At 61.3% G+C, this 17,076-nt stretch carries 14 protein-coding genes and 1 riboswitch; of the genes, 10 read left to right on the plus strand and 4 right to left on the minus strand.

The genetic code is table 11. The annotated features are described in order from the left end of the window. Positions 1–9 precede the first annotated feature (9 nt). Entirely contained in the window at positions 10–828 is an 819-nt protein-coding gene (locus ACM6JM_RS04000) for a M48 family metallopeptidase (protein ID WP_039766290.1), read from the plus strand. Between the two features lie 44 nt (positions 829–872). Here ACM6JM_RS04000 and ACM6JM_RS04005 read toward each other — a convergent pair whose 3' ends face one another. The 3 genes from ACM6JM_RS04005 to ACM6JM_RS04015 form a co-directional block, all read right to left on the minus strand. Then, positions 873–1,457 carry a TMEM165/GDT1 family protein gene (locus tag ACM6JM_RS04005; protein ID WP_007956837.1) on the minus strand — a complete coding sequence of 195 codons (585 nt, stop codon included), beginning with the start codon at positions 1,455–1,457 and terminating at the stop codon, positions 873–875. Between the two features lie 88 nt (positions 1,458–1,545). Beyond that, positions 1,546–1,668, minus strand: a riboswitch (yybP-ykoY riboswitch). Positions 1,669–1,708: 40 nt separating this feature from the next. Continuing rightward, on the minus strand, positions 1,709–2,707 hold the full coding sequence (locus ACM6JM_RS04010; protein WP_064599344.1) for a class I SAM-dependent methyltransferase: 999 nt from the start codon (positions 2,705–2,707) through the stop codon (positions 1,709–1,711). 33 nt (positions 2,708–2,740) lie between these two features. Then, complete coding sequence (locus ACM6JM_RS04015; RefSeq protein WP_102716909.1) at positions 2,741–3,706, minus strand: 2-hydroxyacid dehydrogenase; 966 nt, start codon at positions 3,704–3,706, stop codon at positions 2,741–2,743. A 91-nt stretch (positions 3,707–3,797) separates the two neighbouring features. Between ACM6JM_RS04015 and ACM6JM_RS04020 the strand changes: the two genes are divergently transcribed. The 7 genes from ACM6JM_RS04020 (at position 3,798) to ACM6JM_RS04050 (ending at position 14,399) form a co-directional block, all read left to right on the plus strand. After that, positions 3,798–4,427, plus strand: a complete 630-nt coding sequence (locus tag ACM6JM_RS04020) for a LysE family translocator (RefSeq protein ID WP_074690992.1) — start codon at positions 3,798–3,800, stop codon at positions 4,425–4,427. Between the two features lie 156 nt (positions 4,428–4,583). After that, the gene (locus tag ACM6JM_RS04025) at positions 4,584–6,266 is read left to right on the plus strand and encodes a fatty acid--CoA ligase (protein WP_085668174.1); all 1,683 of its coding nucleotides are present in this window, start codon (positions 4,584–4,586) and stop codon (positions 6,264–6,266) included. 336 nt (positions 6,267–6,602) lie between these two features. Further along, entirely contained in the window at positions 6,603–8,492 is a 1,890-nt protein-coding gene (locus tag ACM6JM_RS04030; protein WP_039766283.1) for a DUF1302 domain-containing protein, read from the plus strand. A 27-nt stretch (positions 8,493–8,519) separates the two neighbouring features. After that, complete coding sequence (locus tag ACM6JM_RS04035; RefSeq protein ID WP_039766281.1) at positions 8,520–9,884, plus strand: DUF1329 domain-containing protein; 1,365 nt, start codon at positions 8,520–8,522, stop codon at positions 9,882–9,884. 187 nt (positions 9,885–10,071) lie between these two features. Further along, positions 10,072–12,807, plus strand: a complete 2,736-nt coding sequence (locus tag ACM6JM_RS04040) for a LuxR C-terminal-related transcriptional regulator (protein ID WP_039766279.1) — start codon at positions 10,072–10,074, stop codon at positions 12,805–12,807. A gap of 101 nt (positions 12,808–12,908) precedes the next feature. After that, entirely contained in the window at positions 12,909–13,553 is a 645-nt protein-coding gene (locus ACM6JM_RS04045; protein WP_074690994.1) for an MBL fold metallo-hydrolase, read from the plus strand. Between the two features lie 114 nt (positions 13,554–13,667). Next, positions 13,668–14,399, plus strand: a complete 732-nt coding sequence (locus tag ACM6JM_RS04050) for an OmpA family lipoprotein (RefSeq protein ID WP_007956806.1) — start codon at positions 13,668–13,670, stop codon at positions 14,397–14,399. Positions 14,400–14,466: 67 nt separating this feature from the next. Here the strand turns inward: ACM6JM_RS04050 and ACM6JM_RS04055 are convergent, their stop codons facing one another. Continuing rightward, positions 14,467–14,901 (minus strand): YhcB family protein, encoded by a 435-nt coding sequence (locus tag ACM6JM_RS04055; RefSeq protein WP_039766275.1) that lies wholly within the window; start codon positions 14,899–14,901, stop codon positions 14,467–14,469. A 144-nt stretch (positions 14,902–15,045) separates the two neighbouring features. Between ACM6JM_RS04055 and ACM6JM_RS04060 the strand changes: the two genes are divergently transcribed. Together ACM6JM_RS04060 and ACM6JM_RS04065 are read left to right on the plus strand one after the other, a co-directional pair. Next, the gene (locus ACM6JM_RS04060) at positions 15,046–15,675 is read left to right on the plus strand and encodes an alpha/beta hydrolase (protein ID WP_103387040.1); all 630 of its coding nucleotides are present in this window, start codon (positions 15,046–15,048) and stop codon (positions 15,673–15,675) included. A 24-nt stretch (positions 15,676–15,699) separates the two neighbouring features. Then, positions 15,700–17,055 (plus strand): tryptophan--tRNA ligase, encoded by a 1,356-nt coding sequence (locus tag ACM6JM_RS04065; protein WP_414881368.1) that lies wholly within the window; start codon positions 15,700–15,702, stop codon positions 17,053–17,055. The last annotated feature ends 21 nt before the right edge of the window (positions 17,056–17,076 follow it).

The raw sequence follows: 17,076 nt of genomic DNA on the forward strand, positions 1-17,076 counted from the left end.
AGCTTTTGAATGAACAAGACATTGGTTGTAAGTGCACTGAGCGCAGCGCTGTTGCTGGCCGGTTGTCAGTCGGTCAACACCACCAGCGGCGGTGCCGTGGGCGTGGAACGCAAGCAGTACATGTTCAGCATGCTGTCCTCGCAAGAGGTCGACCAGATGTATGCCCAGTCCTATCAGAAGACCGTGGGCGAGGCGTCCAGCAAAGGCGTGCTGGACAAGACCAGCAACGATGCCAAGCGTGTTCAGGCGATTGCCAACCGCTTGATTGCCCAGGCACCGAACTTCCGTCCGGATGCGGCGCAGTGGAAATGGGAAGTGAATCTGATCAAGAGCGACGAGCTCAACGCCAACTGCGGGCCTGGCGGCAAGATCATTTTCTACACCGGGCTGATCGACAGCCTGAAACTCACTGACGATGAAATCGCCGCAGTCATGGGCCATGAAATCGCCCACGCCCTGCGCGAGCACGGTCGGGAAGCGATGTCCAAGGCCTATGGCATCGAAATGGCCAAGCAGGGCGCCGGTGCGTTGCTCGGCCTGGGTCAGGACAGCCTGGCGCTGGCCGACACCGTGGCCAACTACGGCATGACGCTGCCCAACAGCCGCGCCAACGAAAACGAAGCCGACCTGATCGGTCTGGAGCTGGCTGCACGTGCCGGTTACAACCCGAACGCCGCCATCACTTTGTGGGACAAGATGAGCAAGGCCTCTGAAGGCGCGCCGCCGGAGTTCATGAGCACTCACCCGTCTTCCAGCAGCCGCACGGCTGCGTTGCAGGCGGCGATTCCGAAGGTCATGCCGCTTTACGAGAAAGCGCCCAAGTCCTGAAACCATGATCGCTCCCGCACTCGGTGCGGGAGCGATCTGCCGGATCAAACCCAGCCGCTGCTCTGCATCGCCTTGTATACAGCGACAATCGCCAGGATCAGGAACGCTGAGGCCGCCAGTCGACGAATCAGGGTCAGCGGCAGTTTTTCCGCTGCAAAATTACCCGCCAGTACCACCGGCACGTTGGCGATCAGCATGCCCGCCGTGGTGCCGATGATCACCAGCCACAGCTCCGGGTATTGCGCCGCCAGCATCACGGTAGCGATCTGGGTCTTGTCACCGATTTCCGCGAGGAAGAACGCAATCAGCGTGGTCAGGAATGGCCCGAACTTGCGGGCGGTGCTGGCTTCATCGTCGTCCATCTTGTCCGGCACCAGCGTCCACAGGGCGGTGGCGGCGAAGCTCGCGGCGAGAATCCAGTGCAGGACCGAATCGGAGAAGAAGCTGCCGAACCAGGCGCCGACCGCACCGGCTGCCGCGTGGTTGGCCAGGGTCGCAGCTACGATACCGGCGATGATCGGCCAGGGTTTGCGGAAGCGAGCGGCGAGAATCAGCGCGAGCAGTTGCGTCTTGTCGCCGATTTCGGCCAAGGCAACGATTGCGGTGGGAACGAGTAACGAGTCCAGCATCAGGATTTCCTAAGGGGCGGGTCGACACGGCTATGACACGTACAGCCTTCCCGCCCCGGGTAAGGTGTGCGTGTCATAGGTCTTGTCAAACCCTGCGATCCGTCTGCTGCGGACGCTTGGGTCGCATACGCCATGATCTGAGGATCAAGTATGTTGACGTATGCCGGACGAGCATGGCGCTCGTGGGAGACTACTCCCCTAGGACGGAGCGGATTCTGCCTAGGCGGAATCCATTCGGCAAGTGCTAATTTTCAGCCGCGCTTGGCCCGGTAAATCCGGAATCCATTGCCTTCGGCCTTGATCGCACAGACCCCGAGATGCTCTTCGATCAGCGGTTGATATTTCAGGAAACTGTTGGCAACCAAGCGAAGTTCGCCGCCGTTTTTCAGATGTTTGGCCGCTTTTCGTAGCAAGTTTTCGGTAGCGAAATAATCGGTATGCACACCGACATGGAACGGCGGGTTGCTCAGAATCGCGTTCAAACCCATCGGCGCGGCGTCGATGCCGTCACCGGTCAGCACCTCGGCTTCCAGACCATTGGCCGCCAGGGTCAAACGGCTGCTGGCGGCAGCGAAGGCATCAACGTCGAGCAAGGTGACCTGATTGTGCGGGTAACGACGCTTGACCGCCGCACCCAGCACGCCGGCGCCGCAACCAAAGTCCAGCAGATGGCCGCTCGGCAGTTTGTCCAGATGTTCCAGCAGCAGGGCGCTGCCGCGATCCAGTCGGCCGTGGCTGAATACACCCGGCAGGCTGATGACTTTCAACGGGCCTTCGGCAAGCGGCAGTTCGTAGGTCTGCGCCAGGCTTTCCAGCGGTTTGGCTTCGGGAGCGTTGGCCACCGTCACTTGCCACAATTGGCAATGGCGCGCGCTGTCGAGCTTGCGCGGCTTGCCGAACGGGTTGAGCTGTTTGGAGGCGCCTTCGATACCGCTGCGTTTTTCCCCGACCAGATACACCTCGCGCCCGGCCAGACGCGAAGCCACGGCATTGAGGATGTAATCGGTCAGGTCCTTGGCCTTGGGCAGGAACACCACCGCCGTGTCGAACGAGCGCTCCGGCACGTTCACGCCAAAATGGCTGCGCCCTTCGAAGCGCGCATCGAGTGCAGCCTGGTCGCCGGCGTGCCAGCACCAGCCAAACGCCTCGGGCAGGCGCCCCAGCAGATCATCGGCAGGCAAACCGGCCAGCAACACCGAACCCTGGAATAACTCGGCCTGACGAAGCAGTACTTCACTGCGCGGATCCATAACTGCTCCTGTGAAAAAAAGTGCCGCAGTTTATCAACTGACGACCCGCAGCGCCTTACCGCTGTAGAACGCCTGGGTGTTTTCCACCAGTTGGCCGACGATTCGCTGCCGCGCCTCGCGGCTGCCCCAGGCGTTGTGCGGGGTGACGATCAGGCGCGGGATATCGGCAGCCAGCAGCGGATTGCCGTTGGTCGGCGGCTCGACGCTCAACACATCGGTGGCCGCGCCGCCCAGATGACCGCTGCGCAAGGCGTCGGCCAGGGCCTGTTCGTCGATCAGCCCGCCACGGGCGGTGTTGACCACGAACGCGCCAGGTTTCATCGAGGCGAGTTCGCGGGCACCGATGAAGTGCCGAGTGTGTTCGTTGAGCGGGCAGTGCAGGGTGAGAGCGTCGATCTGCGGCAGCAATTCTTCCAGCGGCAAGCGATCCGGACGAGCCGGGCGCCCCGGAATCTGTCCCAGCAGCACGCGCATGCCGAAGGCTTCGGCCAGACGCGCGACCGCGCCGCCGAGTTCGCCGTGTCCAAGCAGGCCGAGGGTTTTGCCTTCCAGCTCGACGATCGGGTAGTCCAGCAGGCAGAACTGTTTCGCCTGCTGCCAGCGACCTTCACCGACGGCTTTCTGATAATCGGCCAGGCGCGTGGCGAGGTTGAGCAGCAGCATGATCGTGTGCTGCGCCACCGACGGGGTGCCGTAACCCTGGCAGTTGCACACGGTAATGCCGTGGGCGCGGGCGGCGGCCAGATCGACGTTGTTGGTGCCGGTGGCGGTGATCAGGATCAGCTTCAGCTGTGGGTTGGCGGCCATGGCGGCGGCGTCGATCAGGATCTTGTTGCTGATCGCCACGGTTGCACCTTGCAGGCGCTCGCTCACTTGCGCAGGCAGCGTCTGGGCGAACAGTTGCAGGTCGCTGAAGCAGTCACGCAAAGGGCTCAGATCGAGATCGCCAAGATCCAGCGAAGGGTGATCGAGGAATACGGCGCGGTGGGCGTTCGTCATCAACTGTACCTGTCGTGCTTTGAAGGGAAGGCGTAATCTGCCGAGCCTACCAGATGAAACAACTCGTTACGCTTGGCCGAAAGGAGCCCCCATGTACTGGACCGAATTCTTGACCGTTGCCCTGATTCACCTGCTGGCCGTCGCCAGCCCCGGTCCTGATTTTGCCGTGGTGGTGCGTGAAAGCGTGACCCATGGTCGACGCGCCGGGACCTGGACCGCGTTGGGCGTGGGCACGGCGATTTTCCTGCACGTCGGTTATTCCTTGCTGGGGATCGGCCTGATCGTTTCCCAATCAATCGTGTTGTTCAACGCCCTGAAATGGGCGGCGGCCGCGTACCTGCTGTACATCGGCTTCAAGGCCCTGCGTGCGCAACCGGCGAAAACCGTGACCGATGATCTGCACAAAGAGGCCGGCGAGCGCACCGCACGTGGCGCGTTCACTTCGGGTTTCGTGACCAACGGCCTGAACCCGAAAGCCACGCTGTTCTTCCTGTCGTTGTTCACCGTGGTGATCAACCCGCACACACCGCTGACAGTACAGGCCGGTTACGGCATTTATCTGGCCGCCGCGACCGCCACCTGGTTCTGCCTGGTAGCGATGTTGTTCAGCCAGCAGCGCGTGCGCGCCGGTTTCGCCCGCATGGGCCACTGGTTCGACCGCACCATGGGCGCGGTGCTGATCGCCATCGGCGTGAAACTCGCGTTCACCGAGATGCATTGATCCTTCTGCGCTGTCATCTGTTTCGGCAAATGCTGGCGCAAAGCTAGCATTTGTACGGCTCTGCAAATCATTCCTTTGGCTGATTTGGCTGACGTATAACGGTTCTAGAGTACGAAACTCCAAAGCCAACACCGTGCAGTCAGAAAAGGGATTCTTATGTTGCAGACTCGCGTCATTCCGCCCGCCGAAGGGGCGTACCAGTATCCACTGCTGATCAAACGGCTGCTGATGTCCGGTGCCCGTTACGAGAAAACCCGCGAGATCATCTACCGTGACCAGCTGCGCTACAGCTACCCGACCCTGATCGAGCGGGTCGCGCGGCTGGCCAACGTACTGACGGCGGCCGGGGTCAAGGCCGGTGACACCGTGGCGGTGATGGACTGGGACAGCCATCGATACCTGGAGTGCATGTTTGCGATTCCGATGATCGGCGCGGTGATCCACACCATCAACGTGCGCCTGTCGCCGGAACAGATCCTCTACACCATGAACCACGCCGAGGACCGCTTCGTGCTGGTCAACAGCGAGTTCGTCGGGCTGTACCAGGCTATTGCGCCACACCTGACCACGGTGGAGAAAACCCTGCTGCTGACCGATCTGCCGGAAAAAACCGCCGATCTGCCGAATCTGGTCGGCGAGTACGAGCAACTGCTGGCGGCCGCGAGTCCGCAGTACGACTTTCAGGATTTCGACGAGAACTCGGTCGCCACCACGTTCTACACCACGGGCACCACCGGCAATCCGAAAGGCGTGTACTTCACCCATCGGCAACTGGTGCTGCACACCATGGGCGTGTCGACCATCATGGGCGCCATCGACAGCGTGCGGCTGCTGGGCACCAACGACGTGTACATGCCGATCACCCCGATGTTCCACGTGCATGCGTGGGGTCTGCCGTATGTGGCGACCATGCTCGGGCTCAAGCAGGTTTATCCGGGGCGTTACGACCCGGAATTCCTGGTCGAGTTGTGGCGCAAGGAAAAGGTCACGTTCTCCCATTGCGTGCCGACCATCCTGCAGATGGTGCTCAATGCCAAGGGCGCGCAGGGCACCGATTTCGGCGGCTGGAAAATCGTCATCGGCGGCAGTGCGCTGAACCGCACGCTGTATGAAACGGCCAAGAGCAAAGGCATTCAGCTGACGGCTGCTTACGGCATGTCGGAAACCGGGCCACTGGTTTCGTGCGCGCATCTGAATGATGAGTTGATGGCGGGCACCGAAGACGAGCGCACCACCTATCGGATCAAGGCCGGCGTGCCGGGGCCATTGGTCGAAGCGGCGATCGTCGATACCGAAGGCAATTTTCTCCCGGCCGACGGCGAGACCCAGGGCGAACTGGTACTGCGCGCACCGTGGCTGACAGAAGGCTATTTCAACGAACCGCAGAAGGGCGCCGAGCTGTGGGCCGGCGGCTGGCTGCACACAGGCGACGTGGCGACGCTCGACGCCATGGGTGTGATCGACATCCGCGACCGGATCAAGGACGTGATCAAGACCGGCGGCGAATGGATCTCCTCGCTGGACCTCGAAGACCTGATCAGTCGTCACGTCGCGGTACGTGAAGTAGCAGTGGTGGGGATCGCCGATCCGCAGTGGGGCGAGCGTCCGTTTGCCTTGCTGGTGGTTCGTGAAGGTCACGCCATCGGGGCGCGCGAGCTGAAGGAACACCTCAAGCCGTTCGTTGAACTGGGGCACTTGAGCAAGTGGGCGATACCAAGCCAGATCGCGCTTGTTACTGAAATTCCCAAGACCAGTGTCGGCAAGCTCGACAAGAAGCGCATCCGCCTCGACATCACCGAATGGCAGGCCAACAACAGCACCTTCCTCTCGACGCTCTGAGCGTCCGCTGGCGCGCCGAAAACGGCGCGCCAGACCCACCAAGCAAGCGCTTGGCTTGTGAAATTCGAATTTTCAGCCATCCTTGCCGTGCCGACATGTGTCGGACTGGCGAAAGGACTGTTCCAGAGTGGCCGGCAGCTGCAAATCACACTTTAGAGGGATCAAGCAGTACCACCTGCTGGCTATAGTCCGCTCAAGGATTTTTAAGAACGGGGCACACGCACAAACGGGGCGATGCAACATTGAAGCGATTTCGGGAAGCCTCTGGCACCCGGTCCTTCAGGCGTTTTTAAAAGTACTCACTGCCATAACAATAATGCACATGGAGTAGCGTCGATGACCTCAGTAAACCAGTTCTGGCGCCGGGCAAAGCTGCCTCTGGCCGTCAGTCTTGCTTCTTCGCTCGCCGGGCCCGCATTCGGCGTCAGTTTCAACGTCGGTGAAATCGAAGGCCAGTTCGACTCCTCCCTGTCGATCGGTGCCAGCTGGTCCACCCAGAGCCCGAACAAGAACCTCATCGGCGTCAACAACGGCGGTCACGGTCTGTCCCAGACTTCCGACGACGGCCATGCCAACTTCAAGAGCGGCGAAACCTTCTCGAAGATCTTCAAGGGCATCCATGACCTCGAACTGAAATACGGCGACACCGGCGTGTTCGTCCGAGGCAAATACTGGTACGACTTCGAACTGAAGGACGAGAGCCGCGAGTTCAAGGACATCAGCGACAGCAACCGCAAGGAAGGCGCCAAGTCCGCCGGCGGTCAGATCCTCGACGCCTTCGTCTACCACAACTACGCGATTGCCGATCAGCCGGGCTCCGTGCGTCTGGGCAAACAGGTGGTGAGCTGGGGTGAAAGTACCTTCATCGGCGGCGGCATCAACTCGATCAACCCGATCGACGTTTCCGCTTTCCGTCGTCCGGGCGCAGAGATCAAGGAAGGCCTGATCCCGGTCAACATGTTCTACGTGTCCCAGAGCCTGACCGACAACCTGTCGGCAGAAGCCTTCTATCAGCTGGAGTGGGACCAGACCGTCGTCGACAACTGCGGTACGTTCTTCTCCCAGCCGGACATCATTGCCGACGGTTGCACCGACAACCTGCGGGTGCTGAACAAGCGCTCGCAGATCCCGGCCATTGCCCTGGGGCCATTGGCGGCCAACGGCGTCAACGTCAATGAAGAAGGCGTGCTGGTGCCGCGCGGCGGCGATCGCGATGCGCGCGACAGCGGCCAGTGGGGCGCGTCCCTCAAGTACATGTTCGAACCGCTGGACACCGAATTCGGTGCCTATTTCATGAACTACCACAGCCGGGCGCCGATCTTCAGTGCCACCGGTGCGCCGCAGTCGGTGTACAACACCGTAGCCGCATTGCCAGGCCCGTTTCAGGCGCTCGGGCCACTGTTGGTCGCGGGCAACTCGAAGTACTTCGTCGAATACCCTGAAGACATCCGCCTCTACGGTCTGAGCTTCTCCACCACCTTGCCTACCGGTACGGCGTGGAGCGGTGAGATCAGCTATCGCCCGAATGCACCGGTGCAACTGAACTCCACCGACATCCTGTTCGCCGGCGTGCGTCCGCTGGGTGGCCCTTACGCCAACGCATCGCTGCTCAATGGCGTGCCGGGTCAGGATCTGCATGGCTACGAGCGCAAGGAAATCACTCAACTGCAAACCACCTTCACGCACTTCTTCGATCAGGTCATGGGCGCCAGCCGTCTGACCCTCGTGGGTGAAGTGGGCATGACTTACGTGGGCGGCCTCGAAAGCCGATCCGACAAGCGCTATGGCCGCGATCCGGTCTATGGCCCGGGCGAGCTGCCAGCCACCGGTACCACCAATACCTGCGTCAACATCCTCAACAACGGCACCATCAACGGCGCCGGACCAGGTTCGCCGCAGAACAACCGCAGCCGCAATTGCGACAACGACGGTTTCACCACGTCGATGTCCTGGGGCTACCGCGGCCGTGCGATCTGGGAATACAACGATGTCTTCGCCGGTGTGAACCTCAAGCCGAACGTGGCCTGGTCCCACGACGTCAGCGGCTACTCGCCAGGCCCTGGCGGCAACTTCGAGGAAGGTCGCAAGGCCGTCAGTCTGGGCGTCGATGCCGAGTATCAGAACACCTACACCGCGAGCCTGGCGTACACCAACTTCTTCGACGGCAAGTACACCACCGTGGATGACCGCGATTTCGTGGCGCTCAGCCTCGGCGTGAACTTCTAAGCACTGCATTTCAGGACGAACGAATTTATGAAAATAACAAAGAGTCTGTTCCACGCCGGTGTTCTGAGCCTGTCGCTGCTGGCGACCGGCGTCATGGCGGCGGTGCCTGCCGCCGAAGCGGACAAGCTGGGCAAGAGCCTGACCCCGATGGGCGCCGAAATGGCCGGTAACGCCGACGGTTCGATCCCGGCCTGGAAACCGATGCCGAAGAATGCCGGCACCGTCGACAGTAAAGGCTTCCTGTCCGATCCGTACGCCAGTGAGAAACCGCTGTTCACCATCACCAAGCAGAACGTCGATCAGTACAAGGCCAAGCTCGCGCCGGGCCAGTACGCGATGTTCCAGCGCTATCCCGACACCTTCAAGATGCCGGTCTATCCGTCCCATCGCGGTGCCACCGTGCCGGATGCCGTGTTCGCAGCCATCAAGAAGAACGCCACCACCACGACCCTGGTGTCGGGCGGCAACGGCCTGGAAAACTTCGATACCGCCGTGCCATTCCCGATTCCGAAAACCGGTGTGGAAGTCATCTGGAACCACATCACCCGCTATCGCGGCGGCAGCGTGACGCGTCTGGTGACCCAGGCCACGCCGCAACCGAACGGCTCGTTCAGTCTGGTGTACTTCCAGGATCAGTTCGTGTTCCGCGACAAGATGAAGGATTACGATCCGGCGAACCCGGGCAACATCCTGTTCTACTTCAAGCAGAAAGTGACCGCGCCGGCACGTCTGGCCGGTGGCGTGCTGCTGGTGCACGAAACCCTCGACCAGGTGAAGGAACCGCGTTCGGCGTGGGTCTACAACGCCGGTCAGCGTCGTGTGCGTCGCGCACCGCAAGTGTCGTATGACGGCCCGGGTACTGCGGCGGATGGCCTGCGTACTTCCGACAACCTGGACATGTTCAACGGCGCACCGGATCGCTACGACTGGAAACTGGTGGGCAAGCAGGAGATGTACATCGCCTCCGACAGCTACAAGCTCGACGATCCGAAACTCAAGTACACCGACATCATCAAGGCCGGGCACATCAACCAGGATCTGGCGCGTTATGAACTGCGTCGCGTCTGGCACGTGACCGCAACCCTGAAGGAAGGTCAGCGTCACATCTACGCCAAGCGTGACTTCTTCATCGACGAAGACACCTGGCAAGCCGCTGTCATCGACCACTACGACGGTCGTGGCCAACTGTGGCGCGTCGCCGAAGCGCACGCCGAGAACTACTACGACAAGCAAGTGCCGTGGTATGCCCTGGAAACCCTCTACGATCTGCAATCCGGCCGTTATCTGGCGCTGGGCATGAAGAACGAAGAGAAGTCGGCGTATGACTTCGGCTTCACCGCCACCACCAGCGACTTCACCCCGGCCGCCCTGCGTCAGGATGGTGTTCGCTAAGCTCCTGTAAATCGAGGCCGCATCCTCGTGAAAACGCCCCGACTGGTTCGGGGCGTTTTTTTTGCTATCAGTTTTTCCGTAGGCTTTTTGTAGCCATTTGTAGCAACGACCTTCATAACCGCTCCGTTTAAGGCTAGTCTGCGGACATCTGCTACGCCGCCAACAGCCATACGAACAAGAGCCGGCCATGACTGATCTGTCCCCACTTCCGGGTCCCGCAAGCGTTGCCGTCGCGGCACTGGACGGGCGTTTTTTTCGCCCGCCGCTACCCGATGGCTACGTGCTGCGACCCCGTTTGTGCGAGCGCCTGAGTGCGGGGCTCGGAGGGCGCCTGTTGCTGGTCAGCGCTCCGGCCGGTTTTGGCAAGAGTTCGCTGGCGGTGGAGTTCTGCCAGAGTTTGCCGGCGCACTGGCAAAGTCTGTGGCTGGGCCTGAGCGCCCGCGACAGTGACCCGGGACGCTTCCTCGAACGCTTGCTCGAGGGACTGCAGGACTACTTTCCCGAACTCGGCAGCCGTGCACTCGGTTTGTTGAAAATGCGCCAGCGTCATCAGCCGTTCGCCTTCGAAGAATGGCTCGACGGCTTGCTCGATGAGCTGGCACTGCACCTGCTACCGACCTCACCGCTGCTGCTGGTACTCGACGATTACCACCTCGCCCAAGGGCCGGTCCTCGATCGTTGCTTGCAATTTTTCCTCAACCATTTGCCCGATGGTCTGCTGGTCATGGTCACCAGCCGTCAGCGCCCGGACTGGCATCTGGCCCGTCTGCGCCTGTCCCGGCAGTTGCTGGAACTGCACGAGCAGGATCTGCGCCTGACCCACGACGAAGCCCTCACGTTACTCGATCGCCACAGCAGCTCCTTGCGCGGCGAAGCCCTGGAAAACCTGATCCAGCGCAGTGAGGGCTGGGTGGCGGGGTTGCGATTCTGGTTGCTGGCGATTTCTGAAGCAGGTACCGAATCGGCGTTGCCGCAGGCTTTGAACGGCGGGGAAGGGCTGATCCGTGAATACCTGCTGGAGGAAGTCATCGACTGCCTGCCCGCCGAGGTGCAGGCGTTTCTTTATGACACCGCACCGCAGGAGCGCTTTTGCAGCGAGCTTTGCGATGCTGTGCGCGAAGCCCACGACAGTGCCGAAATCCTGCGTTTCCTGCTGGCGCATCAGGTGTTTCTGGTGCCGCTGGACGAGCACGGTCATTGGTATCGCTATCACCATCTGTTTTCCGATCTGTTGCGCAGTCGGCCGATCACCCGGGCGATAGTCCCGGCCGCCACGCTGCACTTGCGCGCGTGCCGCTGGTTCAATGCCCAGGGCCTGCTGGATGAAGCGGTGGAGCAGGCCCTGCGCGCGGGGCATCTGGATGTCGCAGCCAATCTGGTACAGAACCTGTCCGAGGAACAACTGCTGGCCGAGCAGAACGTCGGCATGCTGCTGCGCTGGAAAATGGACTTGCCTGACAGCCTGCTGATCAGCACCCCGCGCCTGATCGTGTTGTACAGCTGGGCGTTGGGGCTGGCCTGTCAACTCGACGCGGCCGAAGAACTTGCCAGTCACCTGAGCCGGTTTCTGCCGGCGCCATCGGCAACCGCCCAGAAGTCGATGCTCGCCCAATGGCTGGCGCTCAAAGGCATCATCGCCCGTGGACGGGGCCATCGCGAGCAGACCATCGAGTATTGCAGCGAGGCACTGGAAAGCCTGCCGGCCAAGCGTTACGGTCAGCGCCTGATGTGTCTGTCGACCCTGTCCAACCTTGCGATTGCCGATGGTGATCTGTGGCGTGCACGGGGCTTGAACCGTGAGTCGCTTGAACTGGCGCAGCGCGTCGGCAATCCCTTGTTCGAGGCGCTGGCGCACTATGATCGTGCCCGCGTCCTGCAGGCGCGCGGCGAAATCCTGCGCGCGCTCGATGAAGTGCACCAAGGGCTGGAGCGCTTGCGCGGCTTGTCCGCACAGCGGTTGTACGCCGTGCGTGCGCGACTGACGCTGTACGAGGGTTTTCTGCTGGCCATGCGGCTGCAGCCGCAGGCGGCAAGGACGCGATTGCAGGCGGGTCTGACTGAAGCAAGGGCCTGTCGTGACATCAGCGTGCTGATCGGCCATTGCGTGATCGCCCGTCTGGACGGAAACAATGGAGATTTCGCCAAGGCCTTCGCCGAGCTGGCTGAGGCCGAACGTCTTATGCATATCTGGGACGTGCCGCCAATCTACTACCTGGCGATGATCACCCTGGTCAAATGCGAACTGTGGCTGGCCCAAGGGCGCATCGATCTGGCCGAAGCGTGGCTGGCGCGACTGGGCCAGACCTACACCGGTGAACGCGCGGCGGCACCGCCGGAATTTCATCCACAGCTGCCGCTGCACGTCGAACTGCAACAGGCGTTGCTGGACGTCATACAGGGGCAACCGATGCTCGCCGAAGGGCGATTGAACGTGCTGCTGGAGAACGGCCAGCAAACCGGACGGCAACTGCTCAGCGTGATGGCACTGACGCAAAAAGTGGCGTTGCTGCTGGCAGCCGGACGCGAGCCTGAAGCGCGCAAGGCGTTGAGTCAGGCACTGGAAGCTGCGTCCGGGGGCGTCCTGCAGCCTTTCGATGTGCTGGTCAAAGAGCATGCTGACTGGTTGCGCGGGCAACTGTCACTGACTGCACCGACAGCTGCCGGTCAGCAATTGCTGGAACATTTCCCCCAAGCGCCGGCTCGCCCTGCAGCGGAATCCACGACGACCGAATCGCTCAGCAGCCGTGAGCTCGCCGTCCTGAGGTTGATCGCGCAGGGCTGTTCGAACCAGGAAATCAGCGATCAGCTTTTCATCTCGCTGCACACCGTAAAAACCCATGCCAGTCACATCAACAGCAAGCTGGGTGTGGAACGGCGTACGCAGGCGGTGGCGCGGGCGAAAGAGCTGGGGGTGTTGAACTGAATCTGCTGTTTTGCGCTGTGTCGGCATCCTGCGAGCCAACAACGTAAAATGGCGGAAATCGGCCTCTGCGCGTTGTCTTCAATTTCTGTTCAGGATCCCCCATGACCGCTGCAAATCCCGCGCTCATCCGCGAAACCTTTCCCGTCGGCCCGCTCCAGTGCAACTGCACGATCATCGGTGACCCAGTTACCAAAAAAGCCATCGTCGTCGACCCGGGCGGCAACCCTGACCTGATCATGGCCCGGCTCGATGCTCTGGGCCTGAAAGTGGTCAGCATCATCCACACCCACGCGCACCTCGATCACTTCCTGGCGTCCGGGCAAATGAAAGAAAAGACCGGCGCGACCTTGCACCTGCACAAAGAGGATCAGTTCCTGTGGGACAACCTCGAGATGCAATGCCAGATGTTCGGCGTGCCCTACACCCCGGTGCCGTCACCGGATCGCTGGTTGAGCGACGACGAGGAGCTGGCCTGCGGCTGTGGCGTGGCGCTGCACACACCGGGGCATACGCCAGGTTCCATGAGCTTCTGGTTTTCCGAGGCTAAGCTGTTGATAGCCGGCGACACGTTGTTTCGTCGCGGAGTAGGGCGCACGGATTTGTGGGGCGGCGATCAGGCGACCATCGTGCGATCGATCAAGCAGCGGCTGTATACCCTGGATGAAGACGCGACCGTTGTGGCCGGGCATGGTCCGGATACGCGTCTGGGGGATGAAATGCGCGAGAACCCGTTTGTGCGTGCCTAAACATTTTGTCACGGGTGCCCAGTGGAATTTTTGTGCATTGTCATGATCCAACGCCCGCACGGGCCAGTTGCCAATGTCCGCTGCACCACAGAATGCAAAATGTAGGAGCACTCCATGTTCACCACGCGTCGTTTGATTATTGTCGCTACTGCCGTGGCCGTTTTGTCCGGCTGCGCCTCGCCCAACCCGTATGACAATCAGGGTCAGGCCGACGGTGGCTCCCAGGGCATGAGCAAAACCGCCAAATACGGTGGCCTCGGTGCTTTGGCCGGCGCGCTGGCCGGTGCCGCCATCGACCACAACAACCGCGGCAAGGGTGCGCTGATTGGCGCGGCCGTGGTCGGTGCCTCGGCCGCCGGTTACGGCTACTACGCCGACCAGCAGGAGAAAAAACTGCGCGCCAGCATGGCCAATACCGGGGTTGAAGTGCAGCGTCAGGGCGACCAGATCAAGCTGATCATGCCGGGCAACATCACGTTCGCCACCGATTCGGCGAACATCGCTTCCAGCTTCTATCAGCCGCTGAACAACCTGGCCAACTCGCTCAAAGAGTTCAACCAGAACCAGATCGAAATCGTCGGCTACACCGACAGCACCGGCAGCCGTCAGCACAACATGGACCTGTCCCAGCGTCGTGCGCAGAGCGTGGCCACCTACCTGACTTCGCAAGGCGTCAGCGGTGCCAACCTGAGCGCCCGCGGTGCCGGCCCGGATAATCCGATTGCCAGCAATGGTGACGTCAACGGCCGGGCGCAGAACCGCCGCGTCGAGGTCAACCTCAAGGCGATCCCGGGCCAGCAGTACGGTGGTCAGCAACAACCGGGCACGGTTCAGCAGTACCCGTAACCGTCAGGTACAAAAAAGCCCCCGGACAAGTGATTGTCCGGGGGCTTTTTGTTGGCGCGAAGGCTGATTACTTCTTCAGGCCGTAATGCTCATCAAGCATGCCCGGCGAGTTCGGGGTCTTCGGCGCGTAGTCACGCGGCGGTTCCTGATCCCGTGGTGGCGTCAGGCGTTCCCGTGGAGCCTGTGCTGCTTCGGAATGCAGCGAGGCCAGCAGACGCTGACGAGTCTGCTCGTCCAGGGCCAGGCGGTTGGCGCCCTCGGCGAGGTGATCCTGCACTTCCTGATAGCTCTGGGTCAGTTTCTTGACCAGATTGGCGGTGCTGTTGAAGTGGGTTACCACTTCGTTCTGATAACTGTCGAAACGTTCCTGAATATCATCCAGTTGACGCTGCGTGCGGCTTGGCGCGGCGTTCGGCGCAACGCGAGCGATCAGGAAACCAATGGCGACACCCACAACCAGGGCAAGAGTCGGTAACAACCAAACTAAGAGCGAGTGTTCCACGAGTCCTTCCTCTATAAACGGCTTTGCTTTACGTTAACGGCTCGAACCTGCGCTGTATACCGCGATTCACTCGCAATAGACTGGCACAGACAATTTGCTAGACGAGTCGACCCGATCCGAGGTCACGGAGTTCCTTCCTTGCTGATGCGTGAAACCCCTGTATTGATTGATGGCCCGGTGGGTCAACTTGAGAGCCTGTACCTCGACAACGAGCAGCCGCGCGGCATCGCGTTGATCTGCCATCCTAACCCGGTGCAGGGCGGCACCATGCTCAACAAGGTCGTCTCGACCCTGCAGCGCACCGCACGCGACGCCGGCCTGATCACCTTGCGCTTCAACTATCGCGGCGTCGGAGCCAGCGAAGGTTCCCATGACATGGGCACTGGTGAGGTCGACGACGCCCAGGCCGCTGCCGCCTGGTTGCTGGAAAAGCATCCGGATCTGCCGCTGACCCTGTTCGGTTTCTCCTTCGGCGGATTTGTTGCAGCAAGTCTCGGCGGCCGTCTCGAAGCCCAAGGCATTCAGCTCAAGCATCTGTTCATGGTCGCGCCGGCGGTGATGCGCCTGGGCGAGCAGGATCAACTGCCGCAGCAGGGCGAGTTGACCGTGATCCAGCCGGAAACCGACGAAGTGATCGATCCGCAGCTGGTCTACGACTGGTCTGACAAACTCCAGCGCCCCCATGAGCTGCTGAAAGTGGCAGAATGCGGACACTTTTTTCATGGCAAGCTGACCGATCTCAAGGATCTGATCCTGCCGCGTCTCTCGAATTGATTGCAGTCTGACAAGCGATTACCCATGACGAACCGTACCCGCATCCTCACCGGCATCACCACCACCGGCACCCCGCACCTGGGCAACTACGCCGGCGCCATCCGCCCGGCGATTCTCGCCAGCCGCGACAGTAATGCCGATTCGTTCTACTTCCTGGCCGACTATCACGCCCTGATCAAGTGCGATGACCCGCTGCGCATCCAGCGCTCGCGTCTGGAAATCGCCGCGACCTGGCTGGCCGGTGGCCTGGATGTGGATCGCGTGACGTTCTACCGTCAGTCCGACATCCCGGAAATCCCCGAGCTGACCTGGCTGCTGACCTGCGTCGCCGCCAAGGGCCTGCTCAACCGCGCCCATGCTTACAAGGCTTCGGTGGACAAGAATGTCGAGACCGGCGAAGACCCGGATGCCGGCATCACGATGGGTTTGTACAGCTATCCGGTACTGATGGCAGCGGACATTCTGATGTTCAACGCGCACAAGGTGCCGGTCGGTCGCGATCAGATCCAGCACGTGGAAATGGCCCGTGACATCGGCCAGCGCTTCAACCACCTGTTCGGCCGGGGCAAGGAGTTCTTCACCATGCCCGAAGCGCTGATCGAGGAAAGCGTGGCCACGTTGCCGGGCCTGGACGGTCGCAAGATGTCCAAGAGCTACGACAACACCATCCCGCTGTTCTCCAGCGCCAAGGAAATGAAGGACGCGATCTCGCGCATCGTTACCGACTCCCGCGCGCCTGGCGAAGCAAAAGATCCAGACAACTCGCACCTGTTCACCCTGTTCCAGGCTTTCTCCACGCCGGCGCAGGCCGACGAATTCCGCAGCGAGCTGCTGGGTGGCCTGGGTTGGGGCGAGGCGAAGAACCGTCTGTTCCAGCTGCTCGACAACGAGCTGGGCGAATCCCGCGAGCGTTATCACCAGTTGATCGAACGTCCGGCAGATCTGGAAGACATCCTGCAACACGGCGCCAAAAAGGCCCGTGCGGTGGCGACGCCGTTCCTCAACGAGCTGCGCGAAGCGGTCGGCCTGCGCTCCTTCGTCAATCAGGTTCAGGTGGCCGCGACCACCAAGAAGAAAGCCGCGAAAGCCGCACGTTTCGTCAGCTTCCGTGAAGACGACGGCAGCTTCCGTTTCCGTCTGCTGGCGGCCGACGGCGAGCAACTGCTGTTGTCGCGCAACTTCGCCGACGGTAAAACCGCCGGTCAGGTGACCAAGCAGCTGCAATCGGGTCAGGCGCTGGATGTACGCAGCGAAGACCTGAGCTTCAGTGTCTGGCTGGAAGGCGAGTGCGTCGGCGACAGCCCGGCGTTCGCCGACGTGGCTGCGCGGGATGCGGCTGTCGAGGCGTTGCGGATCGCTCTGACACCGGTTCAGGAATAATCAACGGGCCGGCCCGACCAA

Source organism: Pseudomonas sp. IT-P2 (assembly GCF_949767575.1).
In the GTDB taxonomy this organism is placed as follows: Bacteria; Pseudomonadota; Gammaproteobacteria; order Pseudomonadales; family Pseudomonadaceae; genus Aquipseudomonas; species Aquipseudomonas pharyngis.